9 protein-coding genes, 2 tRNA genes and 2 rRNA genes (1 of these 13 cut by a window edge) are annotated in these 17,500 nt (G+C 61.8%); 8 read left to right on the top strand and 5 right to left on the bottom strand.

What is annotated here, in order from left to right; genetic code table 11:
• The 4 genes from JQ600_RS35755 to JQ600_RS35740 form a co-directional block, all read right to left on the bottom strand.
• Window positions 1-195 (bottom strand): 23S ribosomal RNA (locus JQ600_RS35755); it reaches 2,650 nt to the left of the window's first position.
• 428 nt (window positions 196-623) lie between these two features.
• Window positions 624-699: transfer RNA gene (locus JQ600_RS35750), tRNA-Ala, on the bottom strand.
• A gap of 55 nt (window positions 700-754) precedes the next feature.
• A tRNA-Ile gene (locus tag JQ600_RS35745) sits at window positions 755-831 on the bottom strand.
• 208 nt (window positions 832-1,039) lie between these two features.
• A 16S ribosomal RNA gene (locus tag JQ600_RS35740) occupies window positions 1,040-2,530 on the bottom strand.
• Together the 16S and 23S rRNA genes with 2 tRNA genes alongside form the textbook arrangement of a ribosomal RNA operon.
• Before the next feature lie 873 nt (window positions 2,531-3,403).
• Between JQ600_RS35740 and JQ600_RS35735 the strand changes: the two genes are divergently transcribed.
• The 7 genes from JQ600_RS35735 (at window position 3,404) to JQ600_RS35705 (ending at window position 13,031) form a co-directional block, all read left to right on the top strand.
• Window positions 3,404-5,476 carry a M23 family metallopeptidase gene (locus JQ600_RS35735; protein ID WP_212386194.1) on the top strand — a complete coding sequence of 691 codons (2,073 nt, stop codon included), beginning with the start codon at window positions 3,404-3,406 and terminating at the stop codon, window positions 5,474-5,476.
• Between the two features lie 210 nt (window positions 5,477-5,686).
• Window positions 5,687-6,643: an ABC transporter permease gene (locus tag JQ600_RS35730; protein ID WP_212267122.1), complete on the top strand. Its 957-nt coding sequence runs from the start codon at window positions 5,687-5,689 to the stop codon at window positions 6,641-6,643.
• A complete protein-coding gene (locus tag JQ600_RS35725) occupies window positions 6,643-7,539 on the top strand; it encodes an ABC transporter permease (protein WP_212386195.1) in 897 nt (298 codons plus the stop codon). The genes JQ600_RS35730 and JQ600_RS35725 overlap by 1 nt, the downstream gene beginning before the upstream one ends.
• A gap of 27 nt (window positions 7,540-7,566) precedes the next feature.
• On the top strand, window positions 7,567-9,273 hold the full coding sequence (locus JQ600_RS35720; protein ID WP_212386196.1) for an ABC transporter substrate-binding protein: 1,707 nt from the start codon (window positions 7,567-7,569) through the stop codon (window positions 9,271-9,273).
• A gap of 14 nt (window positions 9,274-9,287) precedes the next feature.
• Window positions 9,288-10,259: an ABC transporter ATP-binding protein gene (locus JQ600_RS35715; RefSeq protein ID WP_212490412.1), complete on the top strand. Its 972-nt coding sequence runs from the start codon at window positions 9,288-9,290 to the stop codon at window positions 10,257-10,259.
• On the top strand, window positions 10,252-11,259 hold the full coding sequence (locus tag JQ600_RS35710) for an ABC transporter ATP-binding protein (RefSeq protein WP_212267110.1): 1,008 nt from the start codon (window positions 10,252-10,254) through the stop codon (window positions 11,257-11,259). The genes JQ600_RS35715 and JQ600_RS35710 overlap by 8 nt, the downstream gene beginning before the upstream one ends.
• Window positions 11,260-11,405: 146 nt before the next feature.
• Window positions 11,406-13,031: an SMP-30/gluconolactonase/LRE family protein gene (locus tag JQ600_RS35705; RefSeq protein WP_212386198.1), complete on the top strand. Its 1,626-nt coding sequence runs from the start codon at window positions 11,406-11,408 to the stop codon at window positions 13,029-13,031.
• A gap of 230 nt (window positions 13,032-13,261) precedes the next feature.
• Here JQ600_RS35705 and clpB read toward each other — a convergent pair whose 3' ends face one another.
• Window positions 13,262-15,901: an ATP-dependent chaperone ClpB gene (gene clpB, locus JQ600_RS35700; RefSeq protein WP_212386199.1), complete on the bottom strand. Its 2,640-nt coding sequence runs from the start codon at window positions 15,899-15,901 to the stop codon at window positions 13,262-13,264.
• Window positions 15,902-16,124: 223 nt separating this feature from the next.
• Here clpB and JQ600_RS35695 point away from each other — a divergent pair, with 223 nt between their 5' ends.
• The gene (locus tag JQ600_RS35695; protein WP_212386200.1) at window positions 16,125-16,910 is read left to right on the top strand and encodes an MOSC domain-containing protein; all 786 of its coding nucleotides are present in this window, start codon (window positions 16,125-16,127) and stop codon (window positions 16,908-16,910) included.
• Window positions 16,911-17,500: the final 590 nt, after the last annotated feature.

Genomic DNA, 17,500 nt, shown 5'->3' with positions numbered 1-17,500 from the left:
TTGGTCTCAAACATTGCTGTTCAAACCCCAAGATACGAGATCTTGGAGTTCCAGCTATCGAAGGTGGGTTTCCCCATTCGGAAATCCGTGGATCAAAGCTTCTTCGCAGCTCCCCACGGCTTATCGCAGCGTAGCACGTCCTTCATCGCCTCTCAGCGCCAAGGCATCCACCGAACACCCTTAAGGCACTTGATTGCTCTCATTATCAATGTCCACACACTCGGCAGAATGTAGTCCATACAATTGCCTTGAGGTCGAAACCCCAAAACGCGCACCCTCGATGAATGCTATGCACGGCCGGACAATGATTAGAAAGACCAGCTTGCTTCGTAAGATCAACCCGATAGCGAGGCGGTCAAGCTTCGCTAAAAAGATCATTTACAACTCACTCATCTCACTCATCTTCCGATGGGTTACGATGCGCGAGCGCCGAAATGATCTGGAGATTATGAATTGAGCTCCGCAAATTGCTTTGCAGACCCAAAACTCGGATCAATCTCCTCTTTACGATGTCAGAAATCACGCACGCGTATCCCGTAGGACACGACATGCGAAGTGATGTTTCGCGGACGATTTGAAAGGCGCTTTGTTAGCAGGCCACTTTGTCGATCTTCAATTCCATCTGGTGGAGCCAGACGGGATCGAACCGACGACCTCATGCTTGCAAAGCACGCGCTCTCCCAGCTGAGCTATGGCCCCGTACCAGAAGACGAATGCTTACGTCGGTCATGAGACGTGATGCGCTCGATCAAAGTGGTGGGCCTGGGAAGACTTGAACTTCCGACCTCACGCTTATCAAGCGCGCGCTCTAACCAACTGAGCTACAAGCCCCTAACACGAGAGGCCGCAGTGGCGCGCAACCGGCTCACGCCAGATGCATCGCACAAGCGCTAAGCCCCTGGCGCGTGTTCGTCCGCGAAGAAAGAGAAACGTAGACGGCGAAATCCCGCCAATGCAGCTCAACAATCCTGACGATCGTTGGCCACTGATGTTTCTAAAACGGTTCGATAGAAGCAAGCTTCTGAAGAACCATCCTTAGAAAGGAGGTGATCCAGCCGCAGGTTCCCCTACGGCTACCTTGTTACGACTTCACCCCAGTCGCTGACCCTACCGTGGCCGGCTGCCTCCCTTGCGGGTTAGCGCACCGTCTTCAGGTAAAACCAACTCCCATGGTGTGACGGGCGGTGTGTACAAGGCCCGGGAACGTATTCACCGTGGCGTGCTGATCCACGATTACTAGCGATTCCAACTTCATGGGCTCGAGTTGCAGAGCCCAATCCGAACTGAGACGGCTTTTTGAGATTTGCGAAGGGTCGCCCCTTAGCATCCCATTGTCACCGCCATTGTAGCACGTGTGTAGCCCAGCCCGTAAGGGCCATGAGGACTTGACGTCATCCCCACCTTCCTCGCGGCTTATCACCGGCAGTCTCCTTAGAGTGCTCAACTAAATGGTAGCAACTAAGGACGGGGGTTGCGCTCGTTGCGGGACTTAACCCAACATCTCACGACACGAGCTGACGACAGCCATGCAGCACCTGTCTCCGGTCCAGCCGAACTGAAGAACTCCATCTCTGGAGTCCGCGACCGGGATGTCAAGGGCTGGTAAGGTTCTGCGCGTTGCGTCGAATTAAACCACATGCTCCACCGCTTGTGCGGGCCCCCGTCAATTCCTTTGAGTTTTAATCTTGCGACCGTACTCCCCAGGCGGAATGCTTAAAGCGTTAGCTGCGCCACTAGTGAGTAAACCCACTAACGGCTGGCATTCATCGTTTACGGCGTGGACTACCAGGGTATCTAATCCTGTTTGCTCCCCACGCTTTCGTGCCTCAGCGTCAGTATCGGGCCAGTGAGCCGCCTTCGCCACTGGTGTTCTTGCGAATATCTACGAATTTCACCTCTACACTCGCAGTTCCACTCACCTCTCCCGAACTCAAGATCTTCAGTATCAAAGGCAGTTCTGGAGTTGAGCTCCAGGATTTCACCCCTGACTTAAAGACCCGCCTACGCACCCTTTACGCCCAGTGATTCCGAGCAACGCTAGCCCCCTTCGTATTACCGCGGCTGCTGGCACGAAGTTAGCCGGGGCTTATTCTTGCGGTACCGTCATTATCTTCCCGCACAAAAGAGCTTTACAACCCTAGGGCCTTCATCACTCACGCGGCATGGCTGGATCAGGCTTGCGCCCATTGTCCAATATTCCCCACTGCTGCCTCCCGTAGGAGTTTGGGCCGTGTCTCAGTCCCAATGTGGCTGATCATCCTCTCAGACCAGCTACTGATCGTCGCCTTGGTGAGCCGTTACCTCACCAACTAGCTAATCAGACGCGGGCCAATCTTTCGGCGATAAATCTTTCCCCGTAAGGGCTTATCCGGTATTAGCACAAGTTTCCCTGTGTTGTTCCGAACCAAAAGGTATGTTCCCACGCGTTACTCACCCGTCTGCCGCTGACGTATTGCTACGCCCGCTCGACTTGCATGTGTTAAGCCTGCCGCCAGCGTTCGCTCTGAGCCAGGATCAAACTCTCAAGTTGGACTTGAAACTTCAAACCGGCTGATCACAACGTTTGACGAGGTCCCACCATTTTTTGCCGGCCGAAGCCGACAAGCTGCCTACGATTCACATCGTGGGCAACGATGGTGTAACCTATGTAAACGTGTACCGCCGAAGTCTTTCGTCCGGCCCCAACACTTCAATACTTGCGTATTCAAGTAATCGAGGCCCGCAAGGACTCCGCCGTCCACGTTTCTCTTTCTTCATCTTCACTTGTCAAACAGCCCGGGACCCGAAGGACCCATCTCCCATTGACTGGGAGCTTCCCACTACTGGGAGTTCCGGAAGCACCTTCACCGGACGGCAAATAACAACCGATTGGTATCGGCTGTTGATTCACTCATCATAATGAGGAGCTTCACGGGCGCGACAACTTGCCTTGGCCTCAGGGCCAAAGCAGCGCCGCGCTCAGTGGTCGGGTTATAGGCCCACCCGATCGGACCTGTCAACGCCCTTCGTCAACAAATTGTCGCACGATGTGGAAGAAATTTTGGACCCCAAGAAGTCTATATATTTGGGGGCTTTGCGCCGTACTTGAGCCACAATCCTGCGACGTTCTGACTATAACGTATGCATTGAACCGCCGGATGCCAGTGGGGGCTGCCGGTGGTCACCTACCAGGGACTGGCGATCTTAATGAACCCGTCGCCTTTCCCCACGCGGCCGAGAAACATCGAGAGATCTGCACATCATTGACGTTCGAGGTTCCGGCCGGTCTTCTGGCCTTTGATTCCCGAATATCGATTCGTGCGGCGCGCGATGCACCGGGATCCTCCTTATAGAGGGACGGAAACCGGATCTGGATCGAGCGAAGGTCTAGTCGAATGTTGATGGAATTTGGGGGGACACAGGGTTGAATCAGAAGGCGTCACGCGGAAGCGGCTATGGACGCGAGACCGGGATCATTGATCTCGGTCACGAGCCGCCGCTTTCCGTCGATGGCACCGAGGCCGCGGTGATCGACCGCCGCCGTGTCTCCGTACAATGGTTTAGCGGCACTATCCTGACTGGTCTGTGCGGCGCAGCTCTCATCGGCGGCGCCGTTTTCGCGTCGCTCGACGGCGAAATGACCTTTGCCAAGGTGCCGGAGCGCGTCGAAGGCGCGTTGCGCGGCGCTTTCGGCGCCAACGATCGTTCCGCCAGCCTGCATAAGAGCGACCGCCTGCCGCCGCCAGGTGAATCGACAGCCGCCCGCAACGTCATGCGGGTCTCGACCGTCACCCGGGTCGGCAACCGCGACGTGATGCGGGTTCGGCCGTTCATCCGGATCTCCGGCAATTTGTCGATGACGACGAGCGACCTTTCCGCCAAAATCCCGCCATTCAACGCCCAGCGCATGCTGACCGATGTCGGCGCCCCCACCCCCGCCGCCGCCGACGATCCGAACAATCCCGATGCCGTAGAACCCGATGCCGAGGTCTCCTTCGTCACCAAGGACCTCGCAACGGTGCTTCCGAAGGCGAAACTCGCCGCCGTGGTCGCGCTCGACGAAGTCCTGATGCGGGTGCGGGACGCCGCCAACTGGCGCGGCAACACCGGCGGCGTACGCTATACGGCGCTGGCGAACGCCGCCGCCGATGCCAGCGGCGTCCAGTCCGACATGAAGCTGGCCTACGCCACCGAGGGCACCGTCTCCGACCCCTATGCCGGCTTTGAAACCCGCGTGGTGCCGGAAAACGTCACGCTGCTGCCGAAGACCAAAGACCAAATTACCGGCGGCAACCCTTCCAACGAGCGCATTCACGTCGTGAAGAAGGGCGATACGGTCACCTCTATCCTGCGCGATCAGGGCGCAACGCCGGACGAGGCCAAGGCGATCGCCGCAACGCTGGGCGCCCGCGGCCGCGACGGCGGCCTGAAGGAAGGCCAGAAGCTCCGTATCCTGATGGCGCCTGCCGCCCCCGGCCCGGGCGTGCGGCTGCAGCCCTATCGGGTGATCGTCGCCAACGAAACCACCATCGAGGCCGTTGCCGCGCTGTCCGACGTCGGCAAATACGTCGCCGTCGACGTGCAGAGCATGAATACGGTCGCCGAGGCTGCCGCCGGCAAAGACGACGACGACGATGAGGATGACGGCACCGGCGTCCGGCTCTACCAGAGCATTTACGAGACCGCGTTGCGCAACAAGGTGCCGGCCACCGTCATCGAGGACATGGTCAAGATCTATTCCTACGACGTCGACTTCCAGCGCAAGGTGCAGCCCGGCGATTCCTTCGACGTGTTCTTCGCCGGCGAAGACGACGGCGCGACCATCACCGAAAAGACCGAAGTGCTGTTCGCTTCGCTCACGGTCGGCGGCGAAACCAAGAAATATTACCGCTTCCAGACCCCCGACGACTCGGTCGTCGACTACTACGACGAGACCGGCAAGAGCGCGAAGAAGTTCCTGGTGCGCAAACCCGTCAACAACGCGATCATGCGTTCGGGATTCGGCGGACGTCGCCATCCGATCCTCGGCTACACCAAGATGCACACCGGCGTCGACTGGGCCACGCCTTACGGCACGCCGATCTTCGCTTCCGGCAACGGCGTCGTCGAGAAAGTCGGCTGGGAAGGCGGCTACGGCAAATACGTCAAGCTGAAGCACAACAATGGTTACGAGACCGCCTACGGCCACATGTCGGCGTTTGCCAAGGGCATGGAGCCCGGCAAGCGGGTGCGACAGGGCCAGGTGATCGGCTTTGTCGGATCAACGGGCATGTCGACCGGCGCGCACGTGCACTACGAAATCCTGGTCAACGGCCGCTTCGTCGATCCGATGCGCGTGAAGCTGCCGCGCGGCCGCTCGCTCGAAGGCCCGGTCATGGCGGGCTTCGAGAAGGAACGCGATCGCCTCGATATCCAGATGAACAATCGCGGCGCCGCGCGTGTCTCCGATGCCGCCGGCAGCACCGCTGCGCCATCGGTGCGGCAAGTCAGCCGCTGAGCGTTTAACTTCCCCACTTTTCACCTCGTATGTTCGTTAGCGTGAAGTTGCACGCGTTACTGTTCCGCGACGCGGAATGTTTTGCGCGCGCACGTACTTCACTCAAGTTCCTCCGCGACAAAATCGCATCGCGCGCGTCGCGATAATGCTTGCGAGCATTTCGGACGCGGTCCACTCTTGTTGCAAGAAGACGATGGGGGGCAGCGAAGGATGCAGGCATATCTCGCACGGCGATTGTTGGCGCTTGTCCCGGCGCTGTTCTTTGCCAGCCTGATTGTCTTCGTCATCGTGCGGCTGGTGCCGGGCAACGTCATCGACATGATGCTCGCCCAGAACGACGTCGGCGCCGACAAGCTCTCGCGTGACCAGCTGATCGCAACGCTCGGCCTCGATCGCCCGATGTGGCTGCAATATTTTCACTGGATCGGCGGCATCCTTTTTCACGGCGATTTCGGCCGCTCGCTCTGGCAGAATACGCCGGTGCGCGAACTGCTCGGCGCTCGGCTGCCGGTGACCTTCCAGCTCGGCTTCATGGCGCTGATCATCGCGCTCTGCATCGCGTTGCCGATCGGCATTTATTCTGCGATTCGGCAGGACACCGCCGGCGATTATCTCACCCGTTCGTTCTCGATCCTGATGCTGGCGGTGCCGAGCTTCTGGATGGGCACCATGGTGATGGTGTTCCCGTCGATCTGGTGGGGCTGGTCGCCGCAGGTGAACTTCGTCGCGTTCACCGATGATCCCCTGCAGAACCTCAAGCAGATGATTCTGCCGGCGATCATTCTGGGCACCGCGCTGTCGGCCATCACCATGCGCCTGACCCGCACCATGATGCTGGAGGTGCTGCGCCAGGATTATATCCGCACCGCCTGGGCCAAGGGCCTGTCGGAACCGCTGGTCGTCATCCGGCATGCACTGCGCAACGCGCTGATCCCGGTGGTCACGCTGATCGGCCTGCAGGCGCCGATCCTGATCGGCGGCGCCGTCATCGTCGAGCAGATCTTCGTCATTCCCGGCATGGGGCTGTTGCTGCTCGACGCCATCAGCCAGCGCGATTACCCGATCATAACGGGCGTCAGCCTCGTGATCGGTCTTTGCGTGATGCTGATCAATCTCGCCGTCGACCTGAGCTACGGCCTGCTCGATCCCAAGGTGAGATACCGCTGATGACGCTGGCGATCGATATTCCGGCCACGAGCGGCAAGACCGAACGCAACGGCGTCCTCCGCTTTGTGATTCGCCTGTTCCGCGAGAAGCCGCTCGGCGCCGCCGGCGGCGTCATCTTCATTCTGTTCCTGCTGTGCGGGATCTTCGCCGATGTTCTGGCGCCCTATGGCATGAACCAGATCAGCCCGCGCAACCGCCTGATGGCGCCGTCATGGGCCTATCCGTTCGGAACCGACAATCTCGGCCGCGACATGCTCTCGCGCTGTCTCTATGGCGCCCAGATTTCGGTGATCATCGCTTTTACCGCCGCGTCGCTTGCGACGATCATCTCGATCGCGATCGGCATTCTCACCGGTTATCTCGGCGGCAAGATCGATCTCATCACGCAGCGCTTCGTCGATGCCTGGATGAGCTTTCCCGATCTCATCATCCTGCTGGTCGTGGTTTCGGTTCTCGGCCCCGGCCTGCCGCAGATCATCGGCACGCTCGGTCTATTGCTCGGCATCGCCGGCTCGCGCATCATCCGCTCCGCCGTGGTGTCGGTGCGCGAGAACATGTATGTGCACGCCGCCCAATCGATCGGCGCCTCGACCGGCCGCATCCTGTGGCGGCACATCCTGCCCAACATCATGCCGCCGATCATCGTGCTGTTCACGACGCGCGTCGGCACCGTGATCCTCGCCGAGTCGGGCCTGTCGTTTCTTGGCCTTGGCGTGCCGCCGCCGACGCCGACCTGGGGCGGCATGCTGTCGGGCTCGGGCCGCACCTTCATGTTCCAGGGACCGTGGCTGGCGCTGGCGCCTGGTCTGTGTCTGACGATCGTCGTTTATTCCACCAACGTGTTCGGAGATGCCTTGCGGGATCTGCTCGACCCACGCATGCGCGGATCAAGATAACCAGAAAATATGCTCCAGGAGGAAACCATGTCCTATTTTCGCGCCGCATCACGCCTCGCCGCCGCGTCGGTCGCCGTCGCGCTGTCGCTTGCAACTCCTGCATTCTCGCAATCCGAAACGCCGCCAAAGCCCGGCGGCACGCTGGAGATAGGGACAGTTTATGTCACGCTCTCGGCGCTCTCCTGGGATCTGGCCGACTGGAACTGGAAGCAGAACCACGATACCGGCCAAGTCTACGAGCAACTTTTCGCCGCGGACCTCTCCAAGTCCAAACGGCTTGGCGGCAAGCATTCGTTCTACGCCGATGCCTGGATTCCTTCGGATGCGATCCGCGGCGAACTTGCCGAAAAATGGCAATGGAAGGAAAATCCGCTCCGCCTCGAGATCAACCTGCGCAAGGGCGTGATGTTTCCCGACAAGCCCGGGGTGATGGCGGCGCGCGAACTGGTCGCCGATGACGTGGTGTTCTCCTTCAACCACCGCGACAAGAGCCCCAAGAAAATCGCCGGTTATTTCGATCACATCGACAAGGTCGAAGCCACCGACAAGCACACCGTGCTTTTCACCTTCAAGAACTACAACGCGGAATGGGACTATCGCTTCGGCTGGGGTTATTATTCCGGCATCATCCCGAAGGAAGTCGCCGACGCAGGCGCCGGCAACTGGAAGAACGTCAACGGGACCGGCCCGTTCCAGCTTGCCGAGTTCGTGCAAGGCAACTCGAACACCTATGTCAAGAATCCGAACTACTGGGGCACCGAGAAGATCAACGGCGTCGAAACCAAGCTCCCGCTGGTCGACAAGGTCGTCTACCGCACGATCAAGGACGAGGCGACCTTCCTCACGGCATTGCGAACCGGCAAACTCGACATCCTCGAAAACATCAGATGGTCCGCGGTCGATGAGCTCAAGAAGAGCGCACCGCAGCTGCAATGGTCGAAGTGGCTCTCGATGAGCGGCCAGTTCCTCGCCATGCGCGTCGATACCAAGCCGTTCGACGATGTTCGCGTCCGGCGCGCCCTCAATCTCGCCGTCAACAAGCAGGAGATCGTCAAGGAATACTACGGCGGCAACGCCGAGCTGTTCGCCTACCCGCAGCACCCCGATTATCTCGGCTATTTCGAGCCGCTCGAGGCGATGCCGGACTCGATCAAGGAACTCTTCACCTACAACCCGGAGAAAGCGAAGAAGCTGCTCGCCGAGGCCGGCGTTCCGAAGGGGTTTACCTTCAAGGTGCAGGTATGCGCGTGCCAGCCCGACCATATCGACCTGATCCCGCTGCTGGCAGCCTATTATGAACAGGTCGGCGTCAAGCTGGACATTCAAACCATGGAATACGGTGCGTTCCTTTCGGCCATGACCACCAAGACCAATGCACCGGGCTATCTCATGAACAACGGGCACACCAATCCGACGACGACCATTCGCAAGAGCTTCGTCAGGGGCCAGGTCTGGAACCCGTCGCAATGGTCCGATCCCGAATACGACAAGAAGATGGACGCGGTTTATCTTGAGCCAGACGAGACCAAGCGCCAGGCCATGCTGAAAGAGATGACGCGCGAGATTCTGGATAAGGCCCCCTATGTGTGGCTTCCCACCCCGTACATCTTCACGGCCTGGTGGCCCTGGGTGAAGAACTACGCCGGCGAACTCCGCGCCGGCGCCGTTCGTCCGGGGCCGATCTACGCCCGGATCTGGATCGATCAGGACCTCAAGAAGAAGATGGGCCGTTGAGCAGGACCGCGGCGATGACGCGCCCACTGCTGGAAGTCAAAAACCTGACGACGCGGTTCCGCACCGAGCGCGGAACCGTGACCGCGGTCGATGGCGTATCGTTTCATGTCGATCCCGGCGAGACGCTCGCGATCGTCGGCGAGTCCGGATCCGGCAAGAGCGTGACCGCGCTCTCCGTGCTGCGCCTGATCCCGAATCCGCCGGGCCGGATCGAGAGCGGCGAAATCCTGTTCGACGGCACGGATCTGTTGAAGCTCGACGATCCCGGCATCCGCGCGGTTCGCGGCAACAAGATCGCGATGATCTTCCAGGAGCCGATGTCCTCGCTCAATCCGGCGCTGACCGTCGGCCTCCAGGTGGCCGAGCCGATCAACGTGCATCGGGGCACGCCGTGGGAGAAGGCCTATGAAGCTGCGACCGAACTGATCGGCCGCGTCCGCATCGGCGATGCCGCGAGCCGGCTCGGCTCCTATCCACACCAATATTCCGGCGGCATGCGCCAGCGCGTGATGATCGCAATGGCGCTGGCCTGCGCGCCGCGCCTGATTATCGCCGATGAGCCGACCACGGCGCTCGACGTCACGGTTCAGGCGCAGATCCTGGACCTCTTGAAGGAAGTCACGCGTGAGACCGGCTCATCGCTGATCCTGATCACCCACGATCTCGGCGTCGTCGCCCGCTACGCCGACCGCGTCGCGGTCATGTATGGCGGCCGCATCGTCGAAGTCGCCCCGGCGCGTGAGCTCTACGCCCGGCCACAGCATCCCTACACGTCAGGCCTGATGGCTTCCGTCCCCCGCCTCGATGGCGGCGGCGGCCGGCGCCTGATGCCGATCGAGGGCCAGCCCCCTGATCTGGCCAGCCTGCCGCCCGGCTGTTCCTTCGCGCCGCGCTGCCGCGCGATCCTGGATCAATGCCGAACCGCGAAGCCTGAGCTGGTTCAGGTCGCCGACCGTCACGCCAAAGCGTGTTTCGCCCATGTCTGACGCGCTGCCCGAGCCATCCGTCGATACCATCCTCCGGGTCGAGGATCTGAAGGTTCATTTCCCGGTCACCAAGGGCATCATCCTTCAGCGGCAGGTCGCGACCGTCAAAGCGGTCGACGGCGTTTCGTTCACGATCCGGCGTGGCGAGACACTGGGTCTCGTCGGCGAAAGCGGCTCCGGCAAATCGACCACGGGACTGGCGGTGCTGCGGATGCTGACGCCGACCGCCGGACGGATCGTGTTCGAGGGACAGGACATCGCCCCGCACCGTGGCGCCGAACTATTGGGTGTGCGGCGCCGGATGCAGATGGTCTATCAGGACCCTTATGGCTCGCTCAATCCGCGCATGACGATCCGCAGCATCGTCGGCGAGCCGCTGGCCGTTCATGGCCTCGATGGCGACAAGGCGGCGACCCGCGACAAGATAGCTTCTCTGATCGCTTCCGTCGGCCTGTTGCCCGATATGGCTGATCGCTATCCGCATGAATTCTCCGGCGGCCAGCGCCAGCGCATCGGCATCGCCCGCGCGCTGGCGCTGGAGCCGAGCCTCTTGATCGCCGACGAGCCGGTGTCCGCGCTCGACGTCTCGATCCAGGCGCAGGTCATCAACCTGTTCATGGATCTGCAGGAGCGGCTGGGGCTGACCTATCTGTTCATCGCGCATGATCTGGCTGTTGTCCGCCACATCTCGACGCGCATCGCCGTGATGTATCTCGGCCGCCTCGTCGAAATCGCCGACCGCGACGATCTCTATCGCAATCCGCTGCACCCCTACACCGAAGCCCTGATGGCGGCGGTGCCCGTCGCCGATCCCGAGGTGGAGGCGCGCCGGCCGCGTGCGGTGATTTCAGGTGAAGTGCCGAGCGCGCTGCGGCCGCCGCCCGGATGCAGCTTCCACACCCGTTGCCCCCGCGCCATGGCGGTGTGCAAAACCGATCAGCCGCCGCTCCGCGAACTCGGTCCGGGACGCGCGGTCGCCTGTCATCTCCATACAGGCTGAACTCTCGTTAAATTCTGAAGGGGCGGGTTCCTAGCGCGTTGTCATTTTTGTGGCGGCCGGGCCGCGCCGCACCTACAAGTTTTGTTTGCCAAACCACGCGAGCGAACGAATACTCACCTCCATAATAAAAAACGGGAGGTAGCGTCATGACGAGCAGGCTTGCATTCGGTGCGACCGTGGCTGCGGCAGTGTTTCTTGCCACCGGCGCCTCGGCGCAGACATATGAAGTTACCAAACTCGTTCCAGGCTCGGCGTTTCACGGCGTTCATGGGCTCGGCATCGACAAGGCCGGGCGGTTGTTCGCCGGCAGCGTCGCAGGTGCGGCACTCTACGAAGTCGATCGCGCGAGCGGTACGGCCAAGATCGCGGTTGCCTCGCCGGAAGGCATGGCCGACGACATCGCATTTGCCCCCGACGGCACCATGGCGTGGACCGCATTCCTGACCGGCGACCTCTACTCGCGAAAGGGCGACGGCCTGGTCAAGAAGCTGGCCTCCGGTCTGCCCGGCATCAACTCGCTCGCGTTCCGCAAGGACGGACGGCTCTATGCGACGCAGGTATTCCTCGGCGACGCGCTCTATGAGATCGATGTCGAGGGCGCCAAGCCGCCGCGCAAGATCATGGAGAAGATGGGCGGCCTCAATGGATTCGAGTTCGGGCCGGACGACAAGCTTTACGGCCCGCTCTGGTTCAAGGGCCAGGTCGCCAGGGTCGATGTCGACAAGGCCGAGCTGACTGTGGTCGCCGACGGTTTCAAGATTCCGGCGGCGGTCAATTTCGATTCCAAGGGCAATCTCTGGGTCGTGGACACCGCGCTCGGCCAGTTGGTGCGGGTCGATCCGAAGTCCGGCGCCAAGAAAATGGTGGCGCAGCTCAAGCCCTCGCTCGACAACCTCGCGATCGATGACAAGGACCGAATCTTCGTTTCCAACATGGCCGATAACGGCATCCAGGAGGTCGATCCGGAAACCGGCGCTGCCAAACAAGTCATCATCGGTAAGCTGGCGTTGCCCGGTGGCATCGGCGTCGTGTCCGACGGCGGCAAGGACACCCTCTATGTCGCCGACGTGTTTGCCTACCGCACCGTCGACGGCACCACCGGCGAGGTCTCCGAGCCTGCCCGCATGCATGCCAACGGCGTGACGCTGGAATATCCGATGAGCGCCACCGCGAGGGGCGACGACGTGATCCTGTCGAGCTGGTTCACCGGCACGGTGCAGCTGATCGACCGCAAGTCCGGCAAGACCAGGGAGATGCTCCACGACTTCAAGGCGCCGCACGACGCCGTCAAGCTCGGTGACGGATCCATTCTCGTCAACGAACTCGGCAGTAAATCGCTGATCCGCGCCAGTGGCGAGCACGGCAAGGACCGTACTGTTCTGACCGGCGACCTGGAGGGACCGGTCGGCATGGCCGCCACCGCATCGGGCGATGCGGTCTATGTCACGGAAGCCTTCGCCGGCCGCGTATCGAAGATCGGAACCAACGGCGAGAAGACAATCATCGCCAAGGACCTGAAAATGCCTGAGGGCATCGCGCTCGGACCCGACGGAATGCTGGTCGTCGCCGAAGTCGGCGCCAAGCGCATTGTCGGGATCAATCCGAAGGATGGGACCGTCACCGAGATCGCCGGCAACCTGCCGATCGGCCTCGCCCCTGCCCCCGGCGGATTGCCGTCCAACATCCCGACCGGCGTCGGCGTCGGCGCGTCCGGGGTGATCTACTTCTCGTCGGATTTGGAGAACGCGATTTACAAGGTCACGAAGAAGTAGCGTGAGCGCGCGCGAGCGTTAAATCGGCATGCGTGTCGCTTTTACACCACACCTCCTTTGGGTGTGACCACTCGCTTCGCGCCAAAGTTGCACAATGGAATCAATCAGTTCGGCAGATCTTTGCCGCCGCTGCAATCACCTAAAAAAACAGCCTGCGCGAGGCAGGCTGTTTCATTGTCTATGTCGCCTTGCGTGCATTGCAGGAAGCGTCGCTGCGCCGCCTGACCCGCTCAGTTCAGCTTGCGCTTCGGGATCGGCGCCTCGAAGGTCGCGATCTCGGCGGTCTGCGGCGCCTTGCCGTTGAAGGTCAGCACGTTGCCTTCGCTGGAGATCGCCACGCGGTCGCCGTCGGCGACCGAGCCTTCGAGGATCATCTCGGCCAGCGGATCCTGCAAATTGCGCTGGATCACCCGCTTCAGGGGACGCGCGCCATAGGCGGGATCCCAGCCCTTGGCGGCGAGCCAGTCGCGCGCCGCGGCATCCAGCGTGAGCGTGATCTTGCGCTCCTCCAGGAGCTTCTGCAGCCGCGCGAACTGGATCTCGACGATCCGGCCCATCTCGCTCTTCTGCAAGCGGTGGAACAGGATGATCTCGTCGACCCGGTTGAGGAACTCGGGGCGGAAATGCGCCCGCACCATCCCCATCACCTGATCGCGCACTTCAGACGTGTCCTCGCCTTCCGGTTGGTTCACCAGGAATTCCGAACCGAGGTTCGAGGTCATGATGATCAGCGTGTTGCGGAAGTCGACCGTGCGGCCCTGACCGTCGGTCAGCCGGCCATCGTCGAGCACCTGCAGCAGCACGTTGAACACGTCGGGGTGGGCCTTTTCGATCTCGTCGAACAGCACCACCTGATAGGGCCGCCGCCGCACCGCTTCGGTGAGCGCGCCGCCCTCGTCATAGCCGACATAGCCCGGAGGCGCGCCGATCAGCCGCGAGACCGAGTGTTTTTCCATGTACTCGGACATGTCGAGGCGGACCATCGCGGTCTCGTCGTTGAACAGATATTCCGCCAGCGCCTTGGTCAGTTCGGTCTTGCCGACGCCGGTGGGCCCTAAAAACATGAACGAGCCCATCGGGCGGTTCGGGTCCTGCAGGCCGGCGCGCGAACGGCGGACCGCGGTCGCGACCGCGCGCACGGCTTCGGCCTGGCCGACCACCCGCTGGCCGAGACTGCCCTCCATCTTCAGCAGCTTGTCCTTTTCGCCCTCGAGCATCTTGTCGACGGGCACACCGGTCCAGCGCGACACCACCTGCGCGATGTGGTCGGCGGTAACCGCCTCCTCCATCATCTCGCCGGGGTTTTCCTTGGCTTCGATGTCGGCAAGCTTCTTCTCCAGCTCCGGGATCCGGCCATAGGCCAGTTCGCCCGCGCGCTGGAATTCGCCGCGGCGCTGCGCGTTGGCGAGTTCGATGCGCAAGGCATCGAGTTCGCTCTTTAGCTTCTGGGCGTCGGAGAGCTTGTTCTTCTCCGCGCTCCAGCGCGCCGTCAGCGCCGCCGACTTCTCCTCGAGCTCGGCGAGTTCCTTTTCCAGCGTCTGCAGGCGGCTCTTGGAGCCGGCATCGCTTTCCTTCCTCAGCGCCTCCTGCTCGATCTTCAGGCGGATGATCTCCCGATCCATCGTATCGAGTTCTTCCGGCTTGGAATCGACCTGCATCTTGAGCCGCGCCGAGGCCTCGTCCATCAGGTCGATGGCCTTGTCGGGCAGGAAGCGGTCAGTGATGTAGCGATTCGACAGCGTGGTGGCGGCGACCAGCGCCGAATCCGTGATCCGCACGCCGTGGTGCTGCTCGTATTTGTCCTTCAGGCCGCGCAGAATCGAAATCGTGTCCTCGACCGTCGGCTCGGAAACGAAGATCGGCTGGAACCGGCGCGCCAGCGCCGCATCCTTTTCGACATGCTTGCGGTATTCGTCGAGCGTGGTGGCGCCGATGCAATGCAGTTCGCCGCGCGCCAGCGCGGGTTTCAGCAGATTGGACGCGTCCATCGCGCCGTCGGCCTTGCCGGCGCCGATCAGCGTGTGCATCTCGTCGATGAACAGGATGATGCTGCCTTCGGCCGAAGTGACCTCGGCCAACACGGCCTTCAGCCGCTCCTCGAACTCGCCGCGGTATTTGGCACCCGCAATCAGCGAGCCGAGGTCCAGCACCAGCAGCTTCTTGTCTTTCAGGCTCTCCGGAACGTCGCCGTTGAGAATCCGCAGTGCCAGACCCTCGACGATCGCGGTCTTGCCGACGCCGGGTTCGCCGATCAGCACGGGATTGTTCTTGGTGCGGCGGGACAGCACCTGAATCGTGCGGCGGATTTCCTCGTCGCGGCCGATGACCGGATCGAGCTTGCCGTCGCGCGCGGCCTGGGTGAGGTCGCGGGCATATTTCTTCAGCGCGTCATAGGCATTTTCCGCCGTGGCGCTGTCAGCGGTGCGGCCCTTGCGCAGGCTTTCGATCGCCGCGTTGAGGTTCTGCGGCGTGACGCCACCCTTGCTCAGGATGGTCGCGGCCTCGCTGCCCTTCTCGAGCGTGAGGCCCAGCAGCAGCCGCTCGACGGTGACAAAGCTGTCGCCGGCCTTTTCGGCGGCCTTTTCCGCAGCGTCAAACGCGCGCGCCAGTTCGGGGGCGAGATAGACCTGGCCCGCGCCGCTGCCGGATACTTTCGGGAGTTTGCCCAGCGCATCCTCGGTGGCCTTGAGGATCGCGCGGGAGTTGCCGCCGGCGCGGTCGATCAGACCGCCGGCCAGGCCTTCGCTGTCGTCCAGCAGCACCTTGAGCAGGTGCAGCGGGGAGAATTGCTGGTGGCCGTCGCGCACGGCCAGCGATTGCGCAGACTGGATGAAACCGCGCGCACGCTCGGTGTATTTCTCAATATTCATTCTTCACTTCCCTCGGCCTGCCACCCCTACCCCGAAGGCATAAGCGCGGCATCTTCATTGGGTTTCCACGCGGCCGCGCTGACTTTCCTCAACCAGCCGGTGGTCGTCGCCATCATTTTACAGGCTTGGCGCAAATGTGGGCATGTCAGGCCAAAAACGGAAGAGGCCGATTTTGCAATTTCAGCGTAGTGGCAGGCTGCAAAAGAATCTCTTAAAAGGCCGGATGACCTCACCAAAACCCCCTGAGATCACCGGTATCTACCGCTATCCCGTCAAGGGCCTGACCCCTGAACCGCTGCCGCGAGCGGCCATGACCGCTGGCGAGACCCTGCTGGCCGACCGCCGCTACGCCATCGAAAATGGCCCTAGCGGCTTCGATCCGGACGCGCCGAAATGGCTGCCAAAACCGCACTTCCTGATGCTGCAGCGGGACGGCTGGCTGGCGGCGCTGCAGACCCATTTCGACGACGCCAGCCACGTGCTGACCATCCGCCACAACGGCGCGATCGCGGCCCAGGGCAACCTTGAAACCGCCGAGGGCCGGGCCGCCATCGAAGCGTTCTTCGCCACCAGCTATGCCAGCCAGATCAAAGGGCCGCCGAAAATCCTGACCAGCCCGGGCCACAGTTTCTCCGACGTCGCCCGCAAGGTGGTCTCGATCATTAACCTTGCCAGCGTCCGCGCTATCGAGAACATGGTCGATCACCCCGTCCATCCCCTGCGCTTCCGCGCCAACCTCTATGTCGAGGGCTGGCCGGCCTGGCACGAGTTCGACCTGCTCGACCGCACGATCGCGATCGGCGACGTCAGGCTCAAGGTGGTGAAGCGGATCGTCCGCTGCGCCGCCGTCAACGTCGACCCCGACACCGCGGAGCGCGATCTGGCGATCCCGCAGGCGCTGCAACGCAGGCTCGGCCATGGCGATTGCGGGATCTATGCCGAGGTGACGGCGGGCGGCAGCATCGCCGTCGGCGACGCGCTCATGGCGGAACAGCCGGAGCTGTTGTGAGTTGCTGTCGTCCCGGCGAACGCCGGGACCCATGCGCCGCGGCGGCTGTTGTTTGCAGAAGGTCTCTAACGCCAGCGCTCTAATCGATGGGCCGCGGCGTATGGGTCCCCCGATGCGCAATTGCGCATCTGGGGTCAAGGCCGGGACGACAGCATTGGTGTTGCTGCACTGAACACACCTTCGCGATCTCGCGGCCTGATATGCCCGAGCTTTGCCAGAAATTTCCTTGCCCTCTTCAAATAGAGGGCGCAGGGAAGACCGGGTGCGCGCTGCACCCGCGGTCTCGCGTGCGGTTTGCACAAAACAAAGTGCACACGAGCATACAGGGCAGCGGAGAACACCCGGCCTTCCCTGCGCAATGGCTTTACGGCTTATGCCGTGATCTCCCCGGAGACGAGTTCTTGGTTGACTCCGTCGCTGCCGTTCCCGCTTGCGCTTCTCCGACAGCTTGACACCTGCAACGGGTGCCAGGACCACACGGTTTTGCCGTACGCTTATCCACGCCGTCGTCGAGGCGTAAACCAGCGTCCACCGCAACCCGTCCAACGTCCGTGACGACGGCCGACGCCCTCTGAGTGGGACGGGATGGC

The organism is Bradyrhizobium sp. AUGA SZCCT0176 (genome assembly GCF_018130145.1).
Taxonomy (GTDB): domain Bacteria; phylum Pseudomonadota; class Alphaproteobacteria; order Rhizobiales; family Xanthobacteraceae; genus Bradyrhizobium.
This window is presented reverse-complemented; position numbering and strand designations above follow the sequence as displayed.

Coding starts and splice junctions, on each gene's coding strand:
- JQ600_RS35695 (WP_212386200.1), top strand. CDS start 16,125: ATGACCTCACCAAAACCCCCTGAGATCACCGGTATCTACCGCTATCCC.
- JQ600_RS35720 (WP_212386196.1), top strand. CDS start 7,567: ATGTCCTATTTTCGCGCCGCATCACGCCTCGCCGCCGCGTCGGTCGCC.
- JQ600_RS35705 (WP_212386198.1), top strand. CDS start 11,406: ATGACGAGCAGGCTTGCATTCGGTGCGACCGTGGCTGCGGCAGTGTTT.
- JQ600_RS35715 (WP_212490412.1), top strand. CDS start 9,288: ATGACGCGCCCACTGCTGGAAGTCAAAAACCTGACGACGCGGTTCCGC.
- clpB (WP_212386199.1), bottom strand. CDS start 15,901: ATGAATATTGAGAAATACACCGAGCGTGCGCGCGGTTTCATCCAGTCT.
- JQ600_RS35725 (WP_212386195.1), top strand. CDS start 6,643: ATGACGCTGGCGATCGATATTCCGGCCACGAGCGGCAAGACCGAACGC.
- JQ600_RS35710 (WP_212267110.1), top strand. CDS start 10,252: ATGTCTGACGCGCTGCCCGAGCCATCCGTCGATACCATCCTCCGGGTC.
- JQ600_RS35730 (WP_212267122.1), top strand. CDS start 5,687: ATGCAGGCATATCTCGCACGGCGATTGTTGGCGCTTGTCCCGGCGCTG.